Here is a 24,886-nt window from a genome sequence, read left to right on the forward strand (position 1 = left end):
ATACAAATACTATAAAAGGATTAAATAATGAAAAAACTAATACTGCCAGCTCTTATATCTAGCCTTATAATTGGACTATCTGCTTGTGGGCAAACTGGTGATTTATACCTTCCTGATCAAGATGGTGCAAACTCTGGATCAACTATGGCCACATCAGGATCGACAATAAAAGATACAGCATCGAATACAGACAGTAACTCTAATGATGACAACAACCCGCCTCAGAACAATATAGAAAGCCAAGACAATGATCAAAAGCAAAGCACTCCACATACCTCAGACAATAACACTGCAATAAGTGAAGCAAAGGACAGTGATACACCAGCTAACACTAACTCATCAAACATAAAAAACTCTGAACAGAACAATAAAAGCAACTCATCTGATAGTCAAAATGCTAACTCAGGCTCATCAATTAATTCAGGGAGCACAACAACTAAAGTTGATAATGACCCAACACCACCAGCTCAAAACTACAATACACCGACTAGTGAACTAGTAGATAGTGGTGATAACTTTAATTTTGACAAAAACATCCAAAATTCCTCAAATGCAGGTGGGACTCCAGATATCTAAAACTATAATTTAATAGTATTTTCTAGTTTACTTTTTATACCAAAAGTACTAAAATCATCGAGATATTGTATAAATGATAATAAAATAATGCCCAGGGAGGGTTTCTAAATGTCTAAAGTTTGTATAGTTACAGGTAAAAGACCTACTACAGGTAATAACGTTTCACACGCTCAAAACAAAACTAGAAGAAGATTTCTTCCAAACCTTCATACTCATAGATTTTGGGTAGAGAGCGAAAATAGATACGTTAAGCTAAAAATCAGCTCAAAAGGTATGAGAATTATCGACAAGAAAGGTATTGATACTGTTCTTGCTGATCTTCGTGCTCAAGGGCATAAAATTTAATAATAAGTTTCTAAAAAAGGAATAATAAAATGAGAGAAAAAATCAGATTAGTTTCTTCTGCTAAAACAGGCCACTTCTACACTACTACTAAAAACAAAAGAGAAATGCCTGGAAAAATGGAAATCAAAAAGTTTGATCCTGTTGTTCGTAAACACGTAATGTATAAAGAAGCTAAGATCAAATAGTACAAACCATATATCTCTTAAGGCCTTACTGATATGAAACAAGCTTTTCATTTTAAAGGTGGTAGTTATACTATAAGTGCTATCAACATTAATGTAACTGAGTTCACTCAAATAGAGAGTCTACTAAATTCTAAGATTTCTCAATCAAAGGCTTTTTTCCAAAATACACCCTTTGCTATCGATATTCGCGATATTGATCAAAATGAAAAATGCTCGTTAAAGTTTTTAGAAGAAGTTATAGAATCTTTTAGGGCTAATGGCATGATCCCTGTAGGGTTTGTTGTAAATAACAAAGAACTTAAGTCTAAACTAGCGAAAGCTGGTCATAATATACTTAAAAGTGGAAAAGCAAAAGAAGTAAACGCAGACGAAGACAAAGGTCAAACTGCTGCAAAAATAATTACTTCACCAGTGCGTACAGGTCAATCTATAAATGCTCGCGATGCTGATGTCATTGTTACAGCTAATGTAAATAATGGCGCTGAAATTATAGCTGATGGTAGTGTTATAGTTTATGGTAGAATAGGTGGTCGTGTTATAGCAGGTAGTTCTGGTAATAAAGACGCAAAAATAATTTGTAAAGATTTAAAAGCCGAGCTTGTCTCAATCGCTGGAAAATATGTTACATTAAATAATGAAAGTATTCCTGTGGATGATCGTAATACAGATGGATACATTGTGTATTTACAAGATGATAAGATACATATAGAAGGTTTTTAATTTTTTTAAACAAGAGGCTTAAAAAAAATGAGTGAAAAGAAACAAGGCAAAGTATTTGTTGTTACTTCAGGGAAAGGCGGTGTAGGTAAAACCACATCAAGTGCAGCTATTGCATTTGCCTTTGCTAAAAGAGGCCTTAAAACTGTAGTTATTGACTTCGATGTAGGTTTAAGAAACCTTGATCTTATTATGGGTTGTGAAAGAAGAGTTGTCTATGACTTAATAAATGTTGTCAAAGAAGAAGCAACTATTAATCAAGCTATTATCAAAGATAAGCGTGTAGATAATCTATATATAATTCCAGCATCTCAAACAAGAGACAAAGATGCTCTTACAGAAGATGGTGTAGATAGAGTTGTTGAAGAGTTAAAAAACACTTTTGACATTATTCTTTGTGACTCCCCTGCTGGGATTGAAAAAGGCTCTTTAATGGCAATGAGATGCGCTGATGCTGCTATTATAGTTACAAACCCAGAAGTATCATCCGTAAGAGATTCAGATAGAATACTAGGTATGCTTGGTAGCAAAACTATCAAGGCTCAAAAAGAAGGCGAATTCAAAGAAGTACATCTGTTACTTAACAGATATGACTCTGCTAGAGCTAAAGCAGGAGCTATGCTTAAAGCTGAAGATGTTAGTGAAATCTTATATACACCAATAGTTGGGATAATCCCAGAATCAAAAGATATTTTAGAAGCATCTAACAGTGGCAATCCTATAACATTCTTAGAGGATACTATAGCGTCAAAAGCTTATTATGATGCTGTTGATAGAATGCTAGGTAAGGATATACCAATGAGATATACTGAACAAAAGACCGGTTTCTTTAAAAAATTAATAGGTAAATAATTATTATGCTAGCTAAACTTTTTGGATTAGGTAAGAAACAGCAAAGTGCTTCCTTAGCGAAAGAAAGACTTCAAATCATAGTTGCTCACCAAAGAAATGAGCTACAACCAAAATCTTCAAGAATAAGCAGTCACTTACTTGCTGAGCTTAAAGATGAGATCATTGAGGTTGTAAAAAAGTATGTTGCTTTATCTGAAGAAAACATTAGAGATATCGATCTAAAAGTTGAAGACAGTAGCAAGAACTCAACTATAGAAGTTAATATCCCTTTTAACTAAACTTGTTAGAAATGAGTGATATTAAATTTGAAAACGTCTCTTTCTATAGAGATTATCGTTGCATATATGATGATATTACTTTCACGATCCCATCAAATAAAGTAACTACAATCCTAGGTCCTTCTGGTGCTGGTAAAACCACAATATTACAACTTATTGCAGGACTTATTAGGCCAGACTTAGGTACAATTCACATTGATAAAGCCTCTATACAAAAAAAGACCAAAGAAAAAGAACTAGAAAAATTACGTCATAAAATGGGGTTCCTTTTCCAATCTGGCGCCCTTTTCACTCATCTTAGCGTATATGATAATATCGCATTCCCTCTGAGAAAGAATACTCAATTAGATGAGAAACTAATTAGAAATATTGTTCTTTTAAAACTACAAGCCGTAAGGCTAGCTCATACAATAGATATGATGCCAAGTGAACTCTCTGGAGGAATGGCTCGTAGAGTTGCGTTAGCTAGATCAATAACAATGGACCCTAATATTATGATGTACGATGAGCCTTTCACAGGACAGGATCCAGCATCATTTAATAAACTCTTGGAATTAATAGCTACTCTAAATGAATCTCTGCAAATGACATCCATTATCGTTTCTCATGATATTGAAGAGTCTTTAAGCATATCAGATCATATAATCATCGTTGGTAATAAAAAGATTATTGCTAGCGATACACCTCAAAATATTAAATCTAGTAATGATAAATTAATTAAAAAGTTTTTAGCTGGGGAACCATTAGAAGACTCTAAAAAGGATCTAAAAAAAGATGATACCAACTTCTTTGAAAGAGAAATTTTAAGGAGCTAAATTATGCTTATATTTAGCAAAATATATGAAACTGTAATCTCAATAATATATAGCTCTATTAAATCTTTAAGGTTAATACTCAATATCATATTTGGTAAATTAAATATCAGAGAATGCATCACGCAGATAAAAGCAGTCGGTGTTAACTCTATTGTAATTATTGTCACCTCCGGTATTTTCATTGGCTTAGTTCTGAGTCTACAAGGATATTACACATTAGCAAAATTTGGAGCCCATTCACTACTAGGGGTTATGGTTGCTCTTAGTGTACTTAGAGAGCTCGGACCCGTAGTTACAGCTATGCTATTTGCTGGACGTGCTTGTAGCTCAATCACTTCAGAGATTGGACTCATGAAAGCAACCGATCAGATCAATAGCTTAAAAGTTATGAATGTTAATCCAATTAGTTTTATTCTATCAACAAGATTTTGGGCTTGTATCATTAGCGGCCCTATTCTTTCGCTTATCTTTTGTAGTGTTGCAATACTAGCTGGTTTTGTACTAGCAGAAGCTAGTTTAGGTATAAGCTACGGAGAGTTTTGGAGCAATATCCAGTCTTCTGTAACTATTTCAGATATCTCTAATGGACTTATCAAAAGTCTAGTATTTGCTTTTGTAACAGCTTGGATAGCATTATATCAAGGCTATTATTGCATTCCTGATTCAAATGGAATTGCTCAAGCCACGACAAAAACTGTTGTCTACTGCTGCATGAGTGTATTAGGTGCAGATCTTATTTTAACATCGATTATGTTTGGAGGAATATAATGAGGAACAAATATTTTGAAACCTCAGTTGGTATATTTATAATTATAGGTGTTTTATGCCTAATCTTTTTGACCTTTAAAGTTAGTGGAACATCTATTAAATCACTAGGATCAAAAGAGTACACAGTAACTGCGCAGTTTAAAAATGTTGGATCATTACGCACAAATGCTGCTGTTAAAATAGCTGGTGTAGAAGTTGGCCAAGTTACAAAAATAGACCTAGAAAAGACTTATAATGGATTTATGGCTGTTGTAAGCATGTCAATTAATGATGATGAAAAAATACCTAGTAATTATTCTGCATCAATAGCAATGTCTGGAATACTTGGAGACAACTATGTTGCTCTTAGCCCCCCTAAAGAAGATATTATGGCGATAGCAGGGTTAGATGATAATAGCTCATCCAAGGACGAATATTTACATCAGGGAAGTGTTATCGCTTTAGAAAATACTGAGTCTGCAATCGATTTAGGCTCTTTAATAAATACTTTTGTTGCTGGTAAAGATGATGACAAAGACAAACAGTAGGTATATTACTGCTTTAAAATATTCCTTTTTTGTATTAGAATCTAAATTTATATAACAACTTTAATAAACCTTAAAGATGATTCGTAAAATCTCAGTTTTTTTCTGTTTAGCAATACTATTAATCTCAAGTGCATGGGCTATTGAAAACCCTGTAGATATGCTAAACCAAACAATTGTTACAACTCAAAACAAGTTAATTAAAAATGCTAAAGAGTATAAACAAGACCCATATCGACTTCTTCGTCTTGTTGATAAAGAAGTCATCCCAATAGTAGCTCCCAAGGTGGTTGCTCAACTAATTGTTGGTAGTGATAAATGGAATAATGCAGGTAAAGAACAAGCTAAAAAAATCACCTTAGAAGTGCAAAAACAAATGGGTGAAGATGCTGACAAATCAGCGATTTCTAAAGAGGTTAAAGACAAGTTAGCTGCACTAAGAAATAAAGAGCAAAATGAATTTATACAGACTGCTACTGAGATGCTTACTTTTATGTATGCTAAAAATGTAGCTTATGCTGGTAAATACAAACTGAGCTTATTCCCTTTTAATAAAGATGATAATAGCTGGAAGACTAAACCTATTGTTGTGGTTAATGGTAAAGTAACAAATATTGATAATAATCAAAGTTCTGATTTTGCTGTTAAAATGTTCCAAAAGAATGGTAAATGGCATATTTATGACTTTGATGTTGCTGGAGTTAGTATATTACAGACATACAAGCAACAATTTGCCCCATACTCAAATGTAGCAGATATGACTAAAGCTGCCAATAAGGTAACAACTAGAATAAAGAAAAAGACATACCCTAAACTTTTAGACAAAAACTACAATCTTCAAAACTTAAAATGATAGAAATACATCAAGATACTTGGACTATAAAAAGTGAACTAACATTTGAAACAGTTCCTTTAATATACAAAAAGTTCAAAAAAAATTTAACCAACATTACAAAATATTGGAAAATCAACTTCGAAAACTGTAATAAAATTGATAGTGCGGGTCTATCATTAATAGTTCAATATATAAAACATGCACAAAGCCATAATATTAAACTAGAACTAGATAGCATATCTAAAAGCGCTATATCTTTAGCCAAAGTACATGGTGCTGAGAGTATATTAAAAAAATATATTATATAAGAATATTAGGAAATAAAAATGACAAAAGAACAGTTAAAAGATATTTTAGAAAGCTCACTTAAAAACTGCAAAGCAGATATCCAAAGTGATGATAATGTACACTTCTCTGCAACTATAGTAGCAGAAGAGTTTAACGATATAAAAAGTAAAGTAAAAAGACAGCAACTAGTATATTCTAAAATTAATGAATATATACTATCAGGTGAGTTGCATGCTCTTTCAATGAAAACACTAGCTACTACTGAAGTATAGCTAAAACAATCAATATTATTTATTTTTTCTCATCATCAAACTCATGATAAATGCCACAAAAAATAATAAAGGTATTATACTCATAACTATCTCCTTAGGAACATGCCTATCAAGGAGAATTCCTATAACAAGCTGAACAATAGCTCCTCCTGCAACTCCACATAAATTAACAAAGGCAAAAACAGCTGAAATCACCTTCTTGTCAACACTATCATGAACATAAGAAAAACTAAGTATATGTGATGATTGACTTACCCCTATACATAAAGAAAAAATACACAGCACAACTATAGGTAAGGCTAAATATAAATATACACTACTTGCAACAAACCCTAATATAGCTCCTATCATTAATAAGTATTTTGCTGTTAAAATCCTAATCAATAATCCCCATAATGGTGCAGAGATAGCTATACCAATAAAAATCAAAGAATTACCTGCTAAAGATGAGTAGTAATTAGAATATCCTAATGATAATAGAAAATCTCTTCCCCATAGATCACATAATGCAAATGTTGCTCCCATAGTAGTAGCACAAAATATTCCATTCGCAACTATATCAAGCTTAAATATACTTCTTAACACTTCTTTAAAATTTATATTTTCATGCTTATTTTTATTTTTAGCTATACTGTTATTATCGTGAACAAACAAAAAAGAAGATATCAAAATAATGATACAAATTACTGTGAAAGATAGATAAACACTTTGCCAGCTTGTTTTTGTTAGTAATACAGTAAGAGGCATCCCAGATAGAGCTCCTCCAAAATAGCCAATAAAGTTCGTTAACCCTGCAAATAAAGCAAAATTTTTGATAGAAAACCATTGAACCGCCAGAGTAATAGCACATAAAAAACCTAATGAACCACATACTCCCATCAGAATTCTAGCTAACAAAAATATTTCAAAGCTTCCGCCAATGCTAAAGATAAGAGTTCCCACAAGAGCAGCTATTACAGCTACTATTAACATCTTTCTCACACCATATTTATCTATAAGAATACCTGAGGGAATTTGTAAGATAATATATGTAAAGTAAAATGCAGAACTTAAACTAGCTAACTGTGTATTACTAAGTGAAAATTCTACAGAAAAAAGATCTGAAATAGAGCCCATTGATGATTTGAGCATTATCTCAAAAGCATAAAATAAGGTGGCTATTCCCCAAATCAAAAGAGGAATACAAAGCCATTTAATCACATTAAATCCTTTTGGAAGCTAGGCTTATCCTTGCTCTTTTAAAGTTTGAACTGCTGAAGCTGGAGAATCAGCATCACCAGGAAGATCTGCTTTAGCATCTCTAATCTCAGTTTTCAGCTTACTAGACTCAGTCTCTGTTGTATCATCTTTGTCCATATTAGCTAAATCAATAGCTGAGCTATCAGTTGAATAATCTTGATCAAATGCTTCTTCAACCTGTGTTGCTTTATTTACTGTACCAATATCACTCTTAAATATAACAGGAGGCGTTGGCTCTCCAGCTACATTACCTGATGATGCAACTTGACCCTCGGCATCTTTATTATCGATTCCTAATACACCTAATACTGCTTGATCAGTTTCTATCGTTGCATGATCTTTGTGCAGTTTTTGCTTAAGAACTCGAGCCATACCATAATCATAATTTTGCAGATAAGCATTTCTCATCGCTATGTAAGGATCGATTGATACTTCTTTTAAGTTTGAATATGATGGCAGATATGAGACACCTTGGTTAACATAATAAGTACCCGTAATACCAACACTAACACCCCAAGATACAGCAGCGCCAACAGGAGCAAAGAAAAATACATAAGTTAGAGGGTTAAACATAGCATCAACCCCTGTAGTAAGATCTTCTAATGTTCCAGGACCAACTAATGGCCAAACAACATAAGGAGAGGCTTCATTATCATCATACACTCCCCACTTATGCAATGTTACAGCAAAACTTTGATGATATCTCATAGGCTTATCAAACCAGCTATCAGCAACATCAAAATAGCCAGCAAGACCAAGAGTTGTGTTAGTCAAGAATCTTACACTATCATCGCCAGCATAATCCCATTCACCTTGGAACATATCATTTACAACTCTTGCTGGTTCTGCTAAGTTTTGGAAAATATTAAATATACCACTTTTAGCACTATCTGGTACAACCGTATCATACGCTTTAGCAGCAGGCTTTAGAGTATCATAAGCGCTATCATTAAACGCATACATTTTTCTATTATAATTCTCAAAAGGGTCTCTATTATCCGTCGTAGTTTTTAAACTAGAACAACTGCTTAATGCCATACCAAAGGTAGACAGCATCAAAATACTCTTGGTATTTAATTTCATTAGAAAGATTCTCATTTTAGTTAAATTAACAAAACATACGGATGCAATTATAGTAAATTCGCCGACAAAACTCTAATAAAAATTTTCTTAAGTAACTATCTTTGATATTATTTACGCAACAACTCCAAAAGAGCCTTTATAAAATGAATAATGTAGATAGTAATGAAGTAAAAAAATTTTCAAGTCTTGCAAATTCATGGTGGAACCCTGATGGTGAACTAAAAACACTACACCAAGTCAATCCTCTTCGCTTAGAGTTTGTTAAAAAATTTGTAGCTCTTAACAATAAAAAAGTCATTGATATTGGTTGTGGTGGTGGAATCTTAACAGAGTCACTAACCACACAAGATAATTCTGTAGCAGGGCTAGATGCTTCTGCAGAGGCGATTGAAGCTGCAAAACAGCATGCGCAAAAAAGTAATTTAAACATAAATTATATAAACTCTACTATAGAAGATTTTATTGCTGGTAACAATAAGCAGTTTGATATAGTAACTTGTATGGAAATGCTCGAGCATGTTCCAGATCCTGAAAGCATAATAGCTTCTATTGGAAAGCTTGTAAAAAAAGACGGATTCTTCTTTGCATCAACTCTTAATAGAAACCTAAAATCATATCTACTTTCTATAGTAGCTGCTGAGCGTATCCTAAAAATGGTACCTCGAGGTACTCATGAATACAGCAAATTCATCAAGCCTTATGAGCTTATAAAAACTGCTGAAAAATATGGTTTCTCTGCTTTAGAGATAGTTGGGGTACACTATAATCCAATAACTGATAACTTCAAACTTGGAAAAGGTGCTGATGTAAACTATATCATCGCATTTAAAAAGGTATAAAGCTTTATGCAATATAATTACTTTAATCACCCTAATGAAAAACTACCTCCATATGGTTCAGTACCATATTTTGCCTATCGTAAACTATCTGATAACAAAAAAGAAATCCTTTATAGTCTAGACCAGCTAAAGTCTCAAATAATTTCATGTACAGAGTTATATAACAATATAGAAGTTGCAAATGAAAAGATGAACTGGTGGCTAAAAGAAATTAATAATTTAAAAGAAGCAAAGAATATCTCTTCACCTCAAATTAAAAAACTAGCAGAAATTTTTGATACTGAAACTTTATATAAAAATTTAGTTGATGATATTAGCCATTCGATAGACAACAGTAGTGCTACAGAAAGGGACTTCAACAAACATATCTCAAAAAACTTCTTGGGTATAGAAACCCTTAAAGTCCTATACCTAAATAATTTTAAAGAATTAGATAAAGATATCATCAAACAAATGAATATAAATAACGAAATTGTTAGACATATTTTTTGCATTCCAAAGCATTTTTATAATCATATTATACTCGATGATAAAATCACTCCTTCAATATCTAAAGAAGAGTTCAAAAGTATCTGCCGATCTTGGTTAAAGCAATCTAAAAATCTAAAAACAAATAAAGCCTTAAAACCTTTAGAAAAGACTAATAAAATCCATTTAAAGATGACTAACAAATATATAAAAAACATCGAAAATCCATTTAAAGAAACTTTAGATTTTTCTCCACTGAATTTACTATTATATTCTATATAACAAACTTTTTTTAACATCAAACAAGCTCAAACCATTGAGTTCATTAAGTTTATACTAAAAAATTCTTTTAACTTTAGCCAATATTTTATTGCTAATCAAAAGCTTTTATGTGTATATTTTAAGTATATTCATTTTTTTTAAATAGGAAAATAACATGGAGTTTAATACTTCAAAGAAAATGTCTCTATTTAGTGCAATCCTAATTGGTGTAACATCAATGGTTGGCTCTGGATGGCTATTTAGTGCTCAACTAACTGCAAAAACTGCTGGTAACTGGGCATTTTTAGCATGGATTCTAGCTGCCATCATGATTATGATGGTTGGTCTATGTCTTGCTAAGGTTGTTTCTGTTTATCCTGTAAGAGGCGCAACTACAAGATCAAGTGCACTGTCACACAATAGTGTTTTTGCGATGCCTTTTGCATTTGCTAACTGGTTTGGTATTGTGGTAATGATCTCCACAGAAGCACAAGCAACTACGCAATATTTAGCAGGGATTAAAGGATTCGAATGGTTAATGAATAATGGAATTATTTCAACATACGGAATGATGCTATCAATATTTATATTAATAATATATCTAATAATCAACTTTTATGGTGTTAAGCTGCTAGCAAGTGTTAATAATGGTATAACAGTATTTAAGATGTTTGTTCCAGCAATTATTGTTGTAATATTCTTGATATATGCATTCACACATAGTGGAGAGCATCATAGTTTATTTTCTGATGATATCCCTAATAACACTTTTACAGCAGGTAACGCACTAACAGCTATTGTTGCTGGTGGTCTAGTATATACATTTAATGGTTTTCAGATTGTTGTTGCTTATAGTAGTGAAATTAAAAATCCTTCAAGAAATGTTCCTTTAGCCATTATATTATCACTATCCTTAGTTCTAATCTTATATATGGGTCTACAGTATGCCTTTATGCATGCTGTTCCTCATGAATATTTAGTTGAGAAAGGTGGCTGGGCTGGACTAGATTTTGAATCTCCTTTACTACAAGTTGCAACTCTAATAGGCCTTGGTTATATTGCTGTACTACTAATTATCGATAGTATAGTTAGCCCATCTGCAACTGGTTATAGCTATCTAGGAGCATCTTCTAGAATGCTTTATGCAATGTCTGCAGAAGGACAAATGCCTAGATACTTTGCAAAAATAAATCCAAAAGTAAATATTTCTAGAAGATCTTTAATTGCAAACTTCATAATTTGTGTTGTTTTCTTACTTTTCTCTGACAACTGGGCAGCTCTTATGCTTATAGTTACAGGATTTAATATTCTTGGGTATATGGCTGCACCTATTAGCATGGGAGCTATTGCTCCTAAAACGAGATTCTTTGGCATGATTGTCTTTGTATTACTTACAATGCTTCTAAACACTGTTGAAGTTGAGACGAATATACATCTTAGTATCATTTTGGTTATTCTTATGACAATTTTTGGCGCATTTGAATACAGAAGAATTGGGTTTAAGCCACTGATAATATTAGTTATGCCATTTATTATCTTTATTTGTATTGTCTCTCCAATAGATCATACATATTTTGAAGGTTTAATCGGTGCAATATTCTACCTAATAGTTACAGATAAACGTTATGTTGCTTACTGTAAAAAAACTGCTAACGAGAAGAATTTAGTAGAGGACTAATATGAAAAAACTCCTCATTTTTAGCTGTATTTTTTTATTTATAATCATTATAGTTGTAATGTTATTTTTTAGTCATAAGAAAACTACTGAAGACACTCCTTTAGAGATAAAGAAAAAAGAAGTTCATGAGTTCTACTTAGATACAAAGCAGCCTAAATTTTCTTATAATAATGAAGCTCCTCATAAAGAGATCAAACGTTCAATTAAAACAATAGAACTATCTGAAGATAGAGTCAAAACAAATGTTAACTTAGCCCACTCAAGCAAAGGAAACTATAGAGAGTTAAGTACTTCTATTACAATATAAAGCTTGTGTGCACCTATCTTTACTATTTAAATCTTTTACTGTTTGAATATATTTAAAACCATGATTTTTAAATATTTCTTGGATAGCTCTAGCCTGGGCATAGCCATGCTCTATATATATCTGCCCCCTATCTTTCAAAAAATTTTGAGCTTGAGAAATAATTATCTCAATATCTGCTAGACCATTATTCTTAGCAAAAAGTGCTGTCGATGGTTCATACTTAGTCACCTCAACATCAATATCCGAATCAGAAAAATCTATATAAGGAGGATTCGAAACTATAATATCAAATTCTTCACTCTCTAAGCTTTGATACCAGTCACTTTGCATAAATTTAATGTTGGTTATATTATTTTCTTTAGCGTTTCTTCTTGCTACCTCTAGAGCTTTTTTAGAAAAATCTACAGCAATAACATCACTATTTGGTAATTCTCCAGCTAATGCTAAAGCTATTGCACCAGCACCTGTTCCCAGATCTAATATTTTCAATTTAGCAGACTTATTTTCTATATTATCCAAAACAGACTCGACTAAAACTTCTGTATCAGCACGAGGTATAAGGGTATCTTGTGTTACAAGCAGCTTTTGATCCCAAAAATATTTATAGCCTAAAATATAAGCTAATGGCTCTCCTCTAATTAATCTTGATACTCTTAAATTTATCTGTTCAAATTCATCATTAGCTAATTGCTTATCAGAATTTAAATATAAATAAGTTTTATTAACATCTAAAACATCACAGATAATTGTTTGAATATCATATTTTAGAGTTGTTATATCATCAGTTAGTTTGATTTTATAACTATCAAAAATTGAGGAAATAAAAGATGAAATTGTATGATTATTCATCAGACATAGTTGCTAAAAGATCTGCTTGATGTTCTAAAATTAAAGGCTGAATTATACTATCAACATAACCTTCCATAACCTCATCGAGCTTATATAATGTAAGGTTTATACGATGATCTGTAACTCTACCTTGTGGATAATTATATGTTCTAATTCTCTCAGATCTATCACCGCTTCCTACTAGGCTTCTGCGCGTATCCGATTGTTCTTTTTGCTGTTTATCAATCTCTGCTTGAAGCAATCTTGATTTCAGCATAGACATTGCTGCTGCACGGTTTTTATGCTGCGACCTTTGATCTTGACACTCAACAACTACACCTGTTGGAATGTGTGTAATCCTAATTGCAGAATCTGTCTTGTTAACATGCTGACCACCAGCTCCAGATGCTCTAAAAGTATCAACTTTCAAATCTGCTGGGTTGATATCGATACCCTCAACCTCATCAACCTCTGGCATTACAGCTACAGTACATGCTGATGTATGAATTCTACCTTGTGACTCAGTTGCTGGAACACGTTGTACCCTGTGAGCTCCTGACTCAAATTTTAATTGAGAATAAGCACCATCACCATTAATCTTTGTAATAATTTCCTTATATCCTCCATGCTCACCTTCACTTGCAGATATCACTTCTACCTTCCAGCCTCTTTGTTCAGCATACTTTGAATACATTTTAAATAAGTCACCCGAGAATATAGACGCTTCATCACCACCAGTACCAGCTCTAATTTCTAAGAAAACATTTGCATCATCATTAGGGTCTCTTGGTAAAAGAAGTATCTGCAACTCACCCTCTAAATTTTCAATCGATTCTTGAGCTAGTTTTAATTCTTCTTTTGCCATTTCAACAAGGTCTGCATCTTTTTCATTCAGCATTTCTTGCGCAGCTTCCTTATCTTCTAAGGCTTGAGTATAATTTTTAAAAGCCTTAACAATAGGCTCAAGCTGTGAATATTCTCTAGATAAATCTCTAAATTTATTCTGATCAGAAATAATATCTGCATCACTTAGTAAAGCACTAACTTCTTCGTGCCTCTCTATCAAACTTTGTAATTTCGCTTTAATAGAATCTTTCATTTATTTTTCCACATTTAAACCAAACATACGTTTCATACATACAAGACAATCATCTCTACCTTGCTTAGATGCTTCCTTCATTCCCACAACAGGATAATGAAGAACCTTTTTCTTAATTTCATAGGCAAATCTTCTCATGATATCTTCAGCATCTTTGCCATTTCTAATTTTAGATAGACTTTTTTCTAAGGATAAATCCACAAGGCCATCAGCTTTTTCAAAAAGTTCTTTAATAGCACTATTTGAAATAATAGACTTTTCTTTCTCTAAATACTCTTCTAAAGATTTTACAATAATTTTTTGAGCTCTTGAGCTCTCATGCTTTCTTTTATCTTTATTATCTTCTATAACTGTATTTATATCATCAACACAATAATAAATATTTTGTTCTAAATCTCCCAACTTGGGATCTAAGGCCTGGGGTATTGATATATCAATAAATATTCTAGGTTTAGTTCCAACATCTTGTGCTGAAACAATATAGCTTTTGACATTTATTGCAGCAATTACAATATCAGCTTTTTTGAGTAGCTCATCTAAATTTTCTAAATTGTGAGCACTTGCATTTTTAAAAGCAGATGTTATTTTCTCTGCTTTTTCAATTGTTCTATTAGCAAGCATAATCTCTTTAGGTGCAAGGGCTGTAACATGCCTAAACAACAACTCTCCTGTTTGTCCTGCACCTAATATAAGTACATTTTTTGTTGAAATATTATCAAGCTGTTTTTTTGCCAAAGAAATTGCTGAAAAAGCAACCGATACAGGACAATGACCTATTCTTGTTTCACTACGAACCTTTTTTGCTGTAGCAAAAACTTTTTGAAATACTCTATCTAGCTCTTTACCAATAGCATGATTATTTTTACTATGGGTATATGACTCTTTTACTTGTCCAAGTATTTGTGGTTCACCTAAAACCATTGATTCAAGACCACAAGCAAGCTTCATAAGATGCATGATAACTTCTGTACCCTGTCTTAACTTGAAATAATCTTTTATCTTATACTTAGGATTTCTAACATAACTCTGCCACCATGCTAAAGCGTCATCTACCACTTTCAGATCTGATATCTCTAAATAAATTTCAGTACGATTACAGGTAGATAAAATTACCGCATGAGAGACATTCTCTATAGCAAGTATTGATTTATATAGCATAGGCACATCCAACCCTGATAGCGCAAACTCGCTACGAGCTTCTATAGGTGACTTTTTATAATCAATTGCTAAAGATATTAATGCCATATTTTTTAAATAGTAATAGTCAAGGTACTTTTAGAAAAACAGTTACCTAGTTTATCATAGAATATGACAACATTAAATATAGACCATTCACAAAAACCATAATACAACTAAAGCTCTTTCTCGCTTATTATACCTAAACGAATCTCATTTAGTCTGTCTATCGCTTCACAATTACCATTTTCTTCGCACTTATAATCAATATATAATTTTTCAGGCTTACAATCAGAGGTTTCTAAACAAAAAAGTTCATCTTTAAAAGTATATATAAGACCAGAAAGGTCTCTTTTAAACTGATAAGCATTAATTTCTTTAGTTTGTTCAGGATCTTGTTGACCCTGATCTTCCTCAGGTAAACTTACTGTATAATAAAATGGCCAGCTATTAAACCAATATGATATGTTTATTTTAAGCGTACTACCATCAACAATCTTATACCCTTCATCCTGAGGCCACCATTTATATATATTTATCACAACCTTTTTTCGAGTATCTGAAACTTGTTCAACTGTATATCTAGCATCTGCACTATGTGAACCTGATACCCATATATTTGTTATTGAGTTAACAATTGCTTCATCATTATCATTTTTCTTAGAATCAATATATAGAACTATAGCATTCTCATCAACCAACTCTTGGTTATTACATTTTAGTTCTAATCTTGTATTAGCATCACTATTGCTAAAGTCTGATTTATTATTATTGATTATCGTGCAGGGATTAGTCGACTGTTGAGAAGTTGAGTTTAGGTTTATCCCTCCCCACTCTATATCATAGTGTTTCTCATTTTTATCTGTTATATCGAACTTTAATGTTATCTTCTTATTCGCCTCTGCAATATAAGGATTATTTTGTGTCCAAGTTTTGTAAAAATTTGCCTCGACATTAAATCCATTTTCATTAGTAATATCATAGTTAGCATATGCTTTGTCAATCCAAACATTACTAATTCCTATAATTTCATTTTTAGTTTTATGATTAGCTTTAATCTTAAAACTCAACTTATTATCAATCAGAGAAGTATCTTTATTACATTTAAAAACGATCTCTCCTGTAACCCCAGATTTTGCTTTTACCAAATCACACTTAGCATATCCAAAACTTGTGGTCATAATACAAACAGCAAACAGCAAAAATATTCTCAAAAATGCCAACCTTATTTTTCTATTCACACACATAAACTTCACCACTCATCAACCCTCATCATTTTGTTGGTTATGATTAATCAGATATTCACTAACATTAATTCTATTAATGATCTCATTTGCAAAATTTATTACATAAATACTTTTATCTGTAATAGCATATTTCACACCATCTTTAACAATAATTTTTTCAAGGTTTTCATTATTAAATAGCTCTACTCTTTGACCAGAAATAACTTTTGAGCTTAAAGTATAGCTATATTGGTTATAACCGTTACTATCATATGTTATAACATAAAAGCTTCCGTCTGCTTTTTTTACAAATATTGGTGGTTTCTCTGTTTTCAAATTAAGGCTTATTTCTTCTTTATCGCCATTAGAAATTTTCTTATCAGACAACTTACCCAAATCATATAATTTATCCCCAGCTAATATAAAAACATCACTAGTACCTAAGTTCATATTAGAGTCTAAGGGAGTTATATGAAATTCAGCAGGAGTAATTTGACCGATATCATTAATTTCTCCCATATATTCAGCTTCATAGCGACTTTTTCTAGTTTCATAAAAGACATCATAAAGCCTTACATCAACTCTATTTTCATTTTGTTCTTCACCTGTAGCTAGTAAAAGTCTAGGGAGTTGTTGAGAACTATTGAAATACCATTTAGCCATAGCAACATCTACTAAACTATTTTCATTATGAATCGTTTTAAAATCTGATAGATTAACTATTATTTGATTTAAAGTGCTGCTTTCTTCTAACGATTCTAATTTAGTTGAAGATATTAGCAAATGATCTTGATCATAAATTGCTAGCATTATCTCCCAATGTCCTTTAATAAGATTCCAACCTATAGAAACGTTATAATTTTCATCTAACTTATAGCTTTTAAGATCTATCGTCTGAGATTCATTCCCAATATTTACCACTAACATATCTTGTTCTTTTTCAAGATATCCAACATTACCATTAAAGCTATCTATAATTCTCCCATTACTATCCAAAAGATTTTCTTTTTGGTCTTCCGTAAATGATTTTATATTTAAATATGGTATATTTAGAGGAATTAACTTCTCTGAATATTGTTCCAAAGCATAATCAGGAAGTTTATTAATGGACACCGTTTCTGCACTCAATCTCACATCTTTATGATAAATTTCATGTTTAATTTGATAATTAATCACATGTGGTTCGGCATTATATAATTCTGAATTTGTATTAAAAGTATAAAATAATGGATCGACCGTTATTATATTATTAATAAATTTATAGTCTCCAACAATCTGTGTACCAATAGTATAGTCAGAATCAGGAATATTATCTGGAATATCATCAACATTATCTTGGTTAATCTGCTCATAATTATCATCCTTTAACAAAACTCTAATAGTTCCTAAATCTCTATGAAAATTATACGCTAAAGCAGATACTGTAATTAGAATAACAAAAGAAATAATCAATACAATTGGTAGCGATGATCCTCTTATCTTTCTAGACTTAATTTTCATATTCTTTCCTACAGATCACAACAATATTGTTTTTTTATATTCTTTCATATCAACCTTAAACCTTACTTGAATAGCTGGAGAACCAAGCTGCTCTATATCAATATCTGAGTCAATATGCGTCCAATTAACTTCTTGTTCATTAACTGTTGCATAATAAACTTCTAAATCACTAACTCTGTCAAATAACTTATAAGATTCAGATACAACCCCATCATTAACATTCAAATATAAAGCATATATAGGATCTCCTCCTTCAATGTTGTCAGTGCTTCCTATATAGTATGTATGTACTTGAAACTTGCCAATATAATCTCCTGCTCCAAAGTAATTAGATGGCGTCTGCTCAATCTCAATTTGATTAGAGTCTATATTTATAGTTTTAGCTTTTACTAAATTAACTCCGCTATCATTACAAACAGCTATGTAATCACCACCTGTTACACCATCAATAGAATCAGCATATATTGTGGTATTAGCAATATCTTGTGATAATAAAGATTCATAAGTTTGTGTTTTAACCATGATATAGTCAGTATTAGCTTGATAATTCTCACTTTGACCACTTAGTGCTCCTAGAAAAGATACATTACCTATCCTTACACTTGAGCCATCTAATAAAAAACTATTTGAACTAATAATATCTCCCGTTCTATCAATATAATTTGTAATTGTAAAACCATGTCCACAAGATAAACCTGCTGTTCTAATAGCCTTTAAAATGATTTTCTTTATATTTAACTGTGTAATATTTGATACATTTTTATTTGCTGCTACACTGTAGTTTTCTTTAGCTGATGCATAAATAGTTATGCTAACTCCAATTGCTATAATCGAAATTGTTGAAGCTATAAGCAATTCGACTAGAGTTAATCCCAATCTTTTTCTTACATTTTGTAATCCATTAGAAAATCTCATAAATATATCTTTATATTTCTTAATGAAAGTAAAGCTTTACTCTCTTTTGATTTTTTTAGCAAAATAGATTATAGGAAATTAAGAAATAGAAGTCTGTTTCAGAAATGTATCACTGTGTAACATTTTTGTTACATTGAATTATTTAAAACGAATTATGTATATTTAGCGACATCTTTAGATACTGTCATACCTCCGTTACTTGAGTCATTAATTGTAAATCTAATAAGCTCTGGATCACTCAATTGTTGTTCAGAAAAAGTTATCGTTCCTGAACTAGTGTTATCAAAGACTCCTGTTAATCTATAATTATCAATTCTATCATTTAGCTGATCATAAAGATTTACCTTATCATCAACGACACTTGATGACAGAATTGCAGAATTAAAAACCAAAAACATAGAAAATAATATAAATAACATTATTGCAACAGATATAAGCGCTTCTATCAACGAGACACCCTTGCAATAAGAATACTTTTTCAAATTAGATTTATTTATATTCATAATAACCCTCACCACCTCAATCTTAGCCTTTTTTTTGTAGTTGAGCAAATGCTAAAGCCTAAACTATCTAACATCAGCGTCGGATTTATGATAAGATGATGACAGTTTAATACAAATTAGATTTCACAAATAAGTATCAAAATATGAATATCAAGAACTTATCAAAAAAGCAAAACCAAGCTTTATATACTATTGTAGGAATTATTGCTGTTGCAATAATATGCGCCATAATTTTACAATTTTATAAGTCAAATGATAATAAGCAAATGCTTGAAGCTTCTACAGCTTATCAAAAAGCTCTTATTGCTAGTGAAAACACAAAATCATCACTTGAAACAAAAGCTGCAAAATTTCAAACAGTAGTTGATAATTATCCAAATACTAGTTTTGGTATTTTTGCTAGCTGGCAATTAGCTGATTTATATGTAATACCTACTAAGCTAGATACTACAAACTTTAAAATGAATATTGGCAATATGCCAAAAGCCATATATGCTCTACAGCAAAGTATCGAAGCTAACCCTAATGATAGCTTAACAAATATAACTAAAACAAGATTAGCTAAGCTTTATATTGCTTCTAAAGAGCCAGAAAAAGCAATCAAAACATTACAAAGTATAAAATTATTAGAAAATAGTGCTTACCCTTTATCTCTACTTGGCCAAGCTTATAGTGAAAAAGGAGACAAAACAAAAGCTATACAAACATGGCAAAGAGCATTACAAGATCCTAGTAGCTCTCCAGAATTTAAACAAATAATTACTCAACAGATAAACAATCCTAACTAATCATGAAAAAGTTATATTTTATTGCAGCACCTCTACTATTATCTTTGCTAGTAGCTAGTTGCTCTAAAAGTAATGTTCCTCCACCTACCCCCCTAGATATAAAGCCTCCTAAAGAAACTCATGTAAAAGTTAAATGGAAAAGAAAAACTGGTAACGGTAATGGTGGATTAGCTAATTATAATGTTGCCCCTGCTTACGCTGATGATATGGTTCTTATACCAAATCAAAACGGTATGGCTTATGGTTTAGCTATTACAAATGGTAAAATAGTTTGGAGAAATGACACGGGTACAAGCCTATCATCTGAGCCTAACACTATAGCAAATGCTGTAATATTTGGCTCAATAAAAGGTGTACTTACTGCGATAGATATAAAAGATGGTAACACTTTATGGAGAACAGATGCTCCAAGCAGTATTTTCTCTCAACCAACCATATACAGCAACCACATATATACCCATACTCATGACGGATCTGTAGCATCTTTTGACGCTAGAAATGGTTCAAAAAAGTGGAGTGCTTCTAATAATATTCCAGAAATCACATTACCTAGTAACTCTTCGCCAATTGTTCTAAATGATACTGTGATGATTGGTAATGCTTTTGGTACAGTCCTAGGCTTTACCTTAAAAGATGGTGATAGAACAATAAATATTCCTATAGCTATAGCTCACGGATCCTCCCCAGCTGACAAGATGGTTGATATAACAGCCAATCCAATGTTATATGGTAATTACCTTATATTTGCAGCATATCAGGGAGCTATAGTTACCCTAGATAGAGATAGCGGTAAAATGCTTTGGGCAAAAAAAGCATCTATCATAAACAATATGGCCATAAATAATGGCATAATATTTACAACTCAAGATAATAGCGAATTAAAAGCTTACGACATCCAAAATGGCGATACCGCTTGGACACAAGATACTCTTAAATGGCGCAAAATCACAGCTCCTATTTATTATAAAGGCATGATAGTTGTAGCTGATTATCAAGGATATTTACACTTTTTTAACTCACTAAATGGCGAGTATCTTGGAAGATACAAACTCACACCTAAAAGCAAAATATTTGACTATGGAATATCAGGTCAACTAATACCTACAGAAAAGGGCATTCTCGTTGAAGCAGACAATGGTACAGCATACTTAGTTGATGCATATAGTGACAAGGTTGTATATGATAGTGTACTAAGTGATTATGAAGTTGATAAAGGTAGTAATGTAGATAAAATCTATCCTTTACCTCAGGAGAATCCTAAGTCACCTGAAGAAAAACCTGATAAGGATAGCAAAAAAGATTCGGCTTCAAAAGGCTTAAATGTTAACGTAATAATAGGCGATTTTAGTAAAGGTAAACCTAAATAATGTATAAAGGCATAAGACCCTCTCTATTTATTTTGTTGTTAATGGTTTCTTTAGGACCATTTGGCGACACAATATATGCCCCAGCATTACCAGAGCTCAAAAAGCTACTTGGTACAGACTATCCACATGTCCAGCTTACAATAACCTCTTACTTACTTGGCTATTCTATTAGTCAAATATTATATGGCCCATTCTCAGATAGATTTGGGCGTAAACCAATTATGTTAGTAGGATCATGCTTTTTTATTATCAGTTCAATAATCTGTTTAATAACTAATCATATCGATACTCTAATTTATGCTAGGCTTCTTCAAGGTTTTGGTGCCGCTGCTGGTGGAGTTATCGCAACAGTTGCCGTCAAGGATGCATTTAAAGTCAATGAGCAAGGCTCTATATTTGCGATTATGAATATAGCCTTTGCTTTAGCTCCAGCATTCGGAGCTGTCCTTGGAGTTTTCTTAAGCCCTGCTTTGATATTTTGGGTACTATTAATAGCTGCAAGTTTATTATTTATAAAAGTAGCTTTATTTTTCCCAGAAACCATTAGAGAAAAAAATTATGAAGCTCTAACTATTAGGTCGCTATTTAGAAATTACTTCTCTCTTTTTAAAGATCACCAGTTTTTCTTCGCAACTTTTGTCCTTGGTATAAATATCAGTGTAATATATGCATGCTTAGTAACTGCACCTGATATTTTTGTAAATATACTTAAGCTAGAAAAATCTAACTTCTTATACCTACTAACAATTATGGTTACAGCCGTAGTTATAGGATCTTTGGTATGCTCAAAACTAAGCCGTATAGTCGCATATAAATACCTAATAAATTTTGGAATGATATGTACTCTAATATCTGGAATACTTTGTGTCTATACATTTAAAAATCTCTCAGGATTAGAACTATCATTGGCTCTAACAGGTGTTTTATCTCTAACTTTTGTAGGAGTATCTTTTAGTGTTCCACTACTTACTCCAATTGCTTTAGAGAACTTCACCACCACAGCTGGAGCTGCCTCATCTATCATGGGCTTTATGCAAATGGGCATTGCCTCAATCACAACAGCCATTATGAGCCAGATAGACTTAGGTAGTGAATTTACCCTTGCTTTTGCATTTGTGCTATTGCCACTTATTGGTTTAACTATATTTTTACCTTATAGTTGTTATTTCTTGAAGAAGCCATCTACTCATTAGCTATATTTTCATATAAATACAATTCTATGATAAAATTTATACCAATATATTATTCAAATATCCTTGTTGCTATATATGCAAAACTATAATGCTAAAGCTATTGAAGTACTTACTGGTCTTGACCCTGTTAAAAAAAGGCCAGGTATGTATACCAATACTGAAAACCCTAATCACTTAATACAAGAAATCGTAGATAATAGTGTCGATGAGGTGCTAGCGGGCTTTGCTAGTAAAATAAATATCACTCTATATGCAGATAACAGTATTGAGATTTCAGATGATGGTCGTGGTATGCCGACTGATATTCATCCAGAACATAAGATGTCTGGTATTGAATTAATTATGACTAAACTCCATTCTGGTGGTAAATTCAGTAATAAAAACTATACCCACTCTGGAGGTTTACATGGAGTTGGTGTCTCAGTAGTAAACGCTCTTTCAACAAGACTAGAGGCTGAAGTTAAAAGAGATGGTAATGTACAGCACATAGTATTTGAAGATGGCTTCAAAACAAAAGACCTAGAAGTTATTGATACTGTTGGCAAAAAAAATACTGGCACAAAAATTAGATTTTGGCCAAATAAAAAGTATTTTGATGATATTAAAATTAATATAAAAGCTCTAAAAAGTTTATTGGAGGCAAAGGCAATACTTTGCAAGTCTCTAACAATCAAATATTCAAACGAGATAAAAAAAGATAAACAAGTATGGCATTTTGATGAAGGCTTAAAAGGCTATCTAGATCACAAGCTTGACGCAGAGACATTACCTACTCAACCATTTATGATTGATAATTTTTCTAATGGAGAATCATATCTTGATGCTGTATTTTGCTGGTGTGACGCTCCTGCTGAAAGTATCAAAAATAGTTACGTAAACCTAATCCCAACACCTCAAGATGGTACTCATGTTACAGGTCTTAAAAATGGTGTATTTGATGCTATCAAAACATATATCGAGAAAAACTCTCTCGCAGCAAAAAATGTTAAAGTTACAGCAAATGACTCTTTTGCACAACTTAATTATGTAATATCTGTAAAGATAACAAATCCACAGTTTGCTGGCCAAACAAAAGAAAAACTATCAAATAAAGATGTAACTGCTTTTGTTGCAACAACAGTTAAAGATTTACTAACTATCTGGCTTAATCAAAACCCAGAAGAAGCACGTCAAATAATTGAAAATATAAATAGTGTTGCCCAAAAAAGAATTAATGCTGATAAGAAAACTGCTCGTAAACGTATAATGAATACAACAATTCGTTTACCGGGCAAACTTACAGATTGTATTAGCTCGGATGTGAACTCTACAGAACTTTTTATCGTTGAGGGAGATTCTGCTGGTGGTTCTGCAAAACAAGCACGTGATAAAAACTTTCAGGCTGTAATGCCTTTAAAAGGCAAAATTCTAAATAGCTGGGAATTAGATGCTGATACTATTATGAATTCTCAAGAAGTTCATAATATAGCTACTGCAATAGGTGTTGATCCAGATAGTGATGATATTTCGGGACTTAGATATAACAAAATTTGCATTCTTGCAGATGCTGACTCTGATGGATTACATATCGCTACACTGCTATGTGCAATGTTTCTTAAGCACTTTAGAAAACTTATTGAAAACGGTCATATCTATATCGCTCAACCTCCTCTATTTAGAGTTGATATTGGTAAAAATACTTTTTATGCTCTTGATGAAAATGAGAGAGATTCAATTCTAGCTGAAAATTCAAAATTAACTGGCAAAATAAACATTATGCGTTTTAAAGGGCTTGGTGAAATGAATCCTATTCAGTTACGTGAGTCTGCTATGGATGTATCATCTCGTAGGTTGCTACAGTTAACTATATCTGATGTCTATGATGATAATGAAATTTTAGATAAATTACTTGCAAAGAAAAGATCTAAAGATCGTCGCGATTGGTTAGAAAGTCATGGTAACGAAGCTGAGATAGAATAAAC

At 32.1% G+C, this 24,886-nt stretch carries 28 protein-coding genes and 1 pseudogene; 20 read left to right on the top strand and 9 right to left on the bottom strand.

Annotated elements, in window-relative coordinates:
• Window positions 1-27 precede the first annotated feature (27 nt).
• The 12 genes and pseudogenes from lptM to QI37_RS04920 all read left to right on the top strand — a co-directional run.
• Window positions 28-171, top strand: a pseudogene (gene lptM, locus QI37_RS10485) (LPS translocon maturation chaperone LptM); the annotation flags it as partial.
• Window positions 172-684: 513 nt separating this feature from the next.
• Entirely contained in the window at window positions 685-921 is a 237-nt protein-coding gene (rpmB, locus tag QI37_RS04865; protein WP_040009077.1) for a 50S ribosomal protein L28, read from the top strand.
• Window positions 922-950: 29 nt separating this feature from the next.
• Entirely contained in the window at window positions 951-1,106 is a 156-nt protein-coding gene (rpmG, locus tag QI37_RS04870; RefSeq protein ID WP_040009078.1) for a 50S ribosomal protein L33, read from the top strand.
• Window positions 1,107-1,139: 33 nt separating this feature from the next.
• Window positions 1,140-1,826 carry a septum site-determining protein MinC gene (gene minC / locus QI37_RS04875; RefSeq protein WP_040009080.1) on the top strand — a complete coding sequence of 229 codons (687 nt, stop codon included), beginning with the start codon at window positions 1,140-1,142 and terminating at the stop codon, window positions 1,824-1,826.
• A 27-nt stretch (window positions 1,827-1,853) separates the two neighbouring features.
• Window positions 1,854-2,675: a septum site-determining protein MinD gene (minD, locus tag QI37_RS04880; RefSeq protein WP_040009081.1), complete on the top strand. Its 822-nt coding sequence runs from the start codon at window positions 1,854-1,856 to the stop codon at window positions 2,673-2,675.
• A 5-nt stretch (window positions 2,676-2,680) separates the two neighbouring features.
• Window positions 2,681-2,953, top strand: coding sequence for a cell division topological specificity factor MinE (minE, locus tag QI37_RS04885; RefSeq protein WP_040009083.1), 273 nt, complete (start codon window positions 2,681-2,683; stop codon window positions 2,951-2,953).
• An 11-nt stretch (window positions 2,954-2,964) separates the two neighbouring features.
• Entirely contained in the window at window positions 2,965-3,768 is an 804-nt protein-coding gene (locus QI37_RS04890) for an ABC transporter ATP-binding protein (RefSeq protein ID WP_040009084.1), read from the top strand.
• A 3-nt stretch (window positions 3,769-3,771) separates the two neighbouring features.
• Complete coding sequence (locus QI37_RS04895) at window positions 3,772-4,536, top strand: MlaE family lipid ABC transporter permease subunit (protein ID WP_040009086.1); 765 nt, start codon at window positions 3,772-3,774, stop codon at window positions 4,534-4,536.
• On the top strand, window positions 4,536-5,063 hold the full coding sequence (gene mlaD / locus QI37_RS04900) for an outer membrane lipid asymmetry maintenance protein MlaD (protein WP_040009088.1): 528 nt from the start codon (window positions 4,536-4,538) through the stop codon (window positions 5,061-5,063). The genes QI37_RS04895 and mlaD overlap by 1 nt, the downstream gene beginning before the upstream one ends.
• Window positions 5,064-5,139: 76 nt before the next feature.
• Entirely contained in the window at window positions 5,140-5,913 is a 774-nt protein-coding gene (locus QI37_RS10100) for an ABC transporter substrate-binding protein (protein WP_081946983.1), read from the top strand.
• Window positions 5,910-6,203 (top strand): STAS domain-containing protein, encoded by a 294-nt coding sequence (locus tag QI37_RS04915; RefSeq protein ID WP_040009089.1) that lies wholly within the window; start codon window positions 5,910-5,912, stop codon window positions 6,201-6,203. Before QI37_RS10100 ends, QI37_RS04915 begins: the two co-directional genes overlap by 4 nt.
• Before the next feature lie 18 nt (window positions 6,204-6,221).
• Complete coding sequence (locus QI37_RS04920; RefSeq protein ID WP_040009092.1) at window positions 6,222-6,455, top strand: BolA family protein; 234 nt, start codon at window positions 6,222-6,224, stop codon at window positions 6,453-6,455.
• Window positions 6,456-6,470: 15 nt separating this feature from the next.
• On the opposite strand, the gene QI37_RS04925 is transcribed toward QI37_RS04920, so the two are convergent.
• Both QI37_RS04925 and QI37_RS04930 read right to left on the bottom strand, forming a co-directional pair.
• The gene (locus QI37_RS04925; protein ID WP_040009094.1) at window positions 6,471-7,655 is read right to left on the bottom strand and encodes an MFS transporter; all 1,185 of its coding nucleotides are present in this window, start codon (window positions 7,653-7,655) and stop codon (window positions 6,471-6,473) included.
• Between the two features lie 24 nt (window positions 7,656-7,679).
• Window positions 7,680-8,777, bottom strand: a complete 1,098-nt coding sequence (locus QI37_RS04930; RefSeq protein ID WP_040009095.1) for an MlaA family lipoprotein — start codon at window positions 8,775-8,777, stop codon at window positions 7,680-7,682.
• A 143-nt stretch (window positions 8,778-8,920) separates the two neighbouring features.
• Between QI37_RS04930 and ubiG the strand changes: the two genes are divergently transcribed.
• From ubiG to QI37_RS04950, 4 genes are all read left to right on the top strand, one after another.
• A complete protein-coding gene (ubiG, locus tag QI37_RS04935; protein ID WP_040009097.1) occupies window positions 8,921-9,616 on the top strand; it encodes a bifunctional 2-polyprenyl-6-hydroxyphenol methylase/3-demethylubiquinol 3-O-methyltransferase UbiG in 696 nt (231 codons plus the stop codon).
• A 6-nt stretch (window positions 9,617-9,622) separates the two neighbouring features.
• A complete protein-coding gene (locus QI37_RS04940; protein ID WP_040009098.1) occupies window positions 9,623-10,366 on the top strand; it encodes a hypothetical protein in 744 nt (247 codons plus the stop codon).
• Window positions 10,367-10,520: 154 nt separating this feature from the next.
• Entirely contained in the window at window positions 10,521-12,023 is a 1,503-nt protein-coding gene (locus QI37_RS04945) for an APC family permease (RefSeq protein ID WP_040009099.1), read from the top strand.
• A 1-nt stretch (window position 12,024) separates the two neighbouring features.
• Window positions 12,025-12,330 carry a hypothetical protein gene (locus QI37_RS04950; protein ID WP_040009101.1) on the top strand — a complete coding sequence of 102 codons (306 nt, stop codon included), beginning with the start codon at window positions 12,025-12,027 and terminating at the stop codon, window positions 12,328-12,330.
• Here QI37_RS04950 and prmC read toward each other — a convergent pair.
• From prmC to QI37_RS04985, 7 genes are all read right to left on the bottom strand, one after another.
• Window positions 12,307-13,179, bottom strand: a complete 873-nt coding sequence (gene prmC, locus QI37_RS04955; RefSeq protein WP_040009102.1) for a peptide chain release factor N(5)-glutamine methyltransferase — start codon at window positions 13,177-13,179, stop codon at window positions 12,307-12,309. The genes QI37_RS04950 and prmC overlap by 24 nt on opposite strands.
• A complete protein-coding gene (gene prfA / locus QI37_RS04960) occupies window positions 13,172-14,257 on the bottom strand; it encodes a peptide chain release factor 1 (RefSeq protein ID WP_040009104.1) in 1,086 nt (361 codons plus the stop codon). Before prfA ends, prmC begins: the two co-directional genes overlap by 8 nt.
• Window positions 14,258-15,502: a glutamyl-tRNA reductase gene (locus QI37_RS04965; RefSeq protein ID WP_040009105.1), complete on the bottom strand. Its 1,245-nt coding sequence runs from the start codon at window positions 15,500-15,502 to the stop codon at window positions 14,258-14,260.
• Window positions 15,503-15,609: 107 nt separating this feature from the next.
• A complete protein-coding gene (locus QI37_RS04970) occupies window positions 15,610-16,674 on the bottom strand; it encodes a hypothetical protein (protein ID WP_144242708.1) in 1,065 nt (354 codons plus the stop codon).
• A 21-nt stretch (window positions 16,675-16,695) separates the two neighbouring features.
• Complete coding sequence (locus QI37_RS04975) at window positions 16,696-18,159, bottom strand: hypothetical protein (RefSeq protein WP_040009109.1); 1,464 nt, start codon at window positions 18,157-18,159, stop codon at window positions 16,696-16,698.
• Between the two features lie 15 nt (window positions 18,160-18,174).
• Complete coding sequence (locus tag QI37_RS09965) at window positions 18,175-19,074, bottom strand: hypothetical protein (protein ID WP_052399157.1); 900 nt, start codon at window positions 19,072-19,074, stop codon at window positions 18,175-18,177.
• A gap of 152 nt (window positions 19,075-19,226) precedes the next feature.
• A complete protein-coding gene (locus QI37_RS04985) occupies window positions 19,227-19,577 on the bottom strand; it encodes a type II secretion system protein (RefSeq protein ID WP_052399158.1) in 351 nt (116 codons plus the stop codon).
• A 149-nt stretch (window positions 19,578-19,726) separates the two neighbouring features.
• Between QI37_RS04985 and QI37_RS04990 the strand changes: the two genes are divergently transcribed.
• The 4 genes from QI37_RS04990 to parE all read left to right on the top strand — a co-directional run bounded on the left by QI37_RS04990 (window position 19,727) and on the right by parE (window position 24,884).
• Entirely contained in the window at window positions 19,727-20,365 is a 639-nt protein-coding gene (locus tag QI37_RS04990; RefSeq protein ID WP_040010716.1) for a YfgM family protein, read from the top strand.
• 2 nt (window positions 20,366-20,367) lie between these two features.
• Window positions 20,368-21,732, top strand: coding sequence for an outer membrane protein assembly factor BamB (gene bamB, locus QI37_RS04995; protein ID WP_040009111.1), 1,365 nt, complete (start codon window positions 20,368-20,370; stop codon window positions 21,730-21,732).
• The gene (locus tag QI37_RS05000) at window positions 21,732-22,925 is read left to right on the top strand and encodes a multidrug effflux MFS transporter (RefSeq protein WP_040009112.1); all 1,194 of its coding nucleotides are present in this window, start codon (window positions 21,732-21,734) and stop codon (window positions 22,923-22,925) included. Before bamB ends, QI37_RS05000 begins: the two co-directional genes overlap by 1 nt.
• Before the next feature lie 75 nt (window positions 22,926-23,000).
• The gene (parE, locus tag QI37_RS05005) at window positions 23,001-24,884 is read left to right on the top strand and encodes a DNA topoisomerase IV subunit B (protein WP_040009113.1); all 1,884 of its coding nucleotides are present in this window, start codon (window positions 23,001-23,003) and stop codon (window positions 24,882-24,884) included.
• Window positions 24,885-24,886: the final 2 nt, after the last annotated feature.

This window comes from Candidatus Francisella endociliophora, from assembly GCF_000764555.1.
GTDB classification, from domain to species: domain Bacteria; phylum Pseudomonadota; class Gammaproteobacteria; order Francisellales; family Francisellaceae; genus Francisella; species Francisella endociliophora.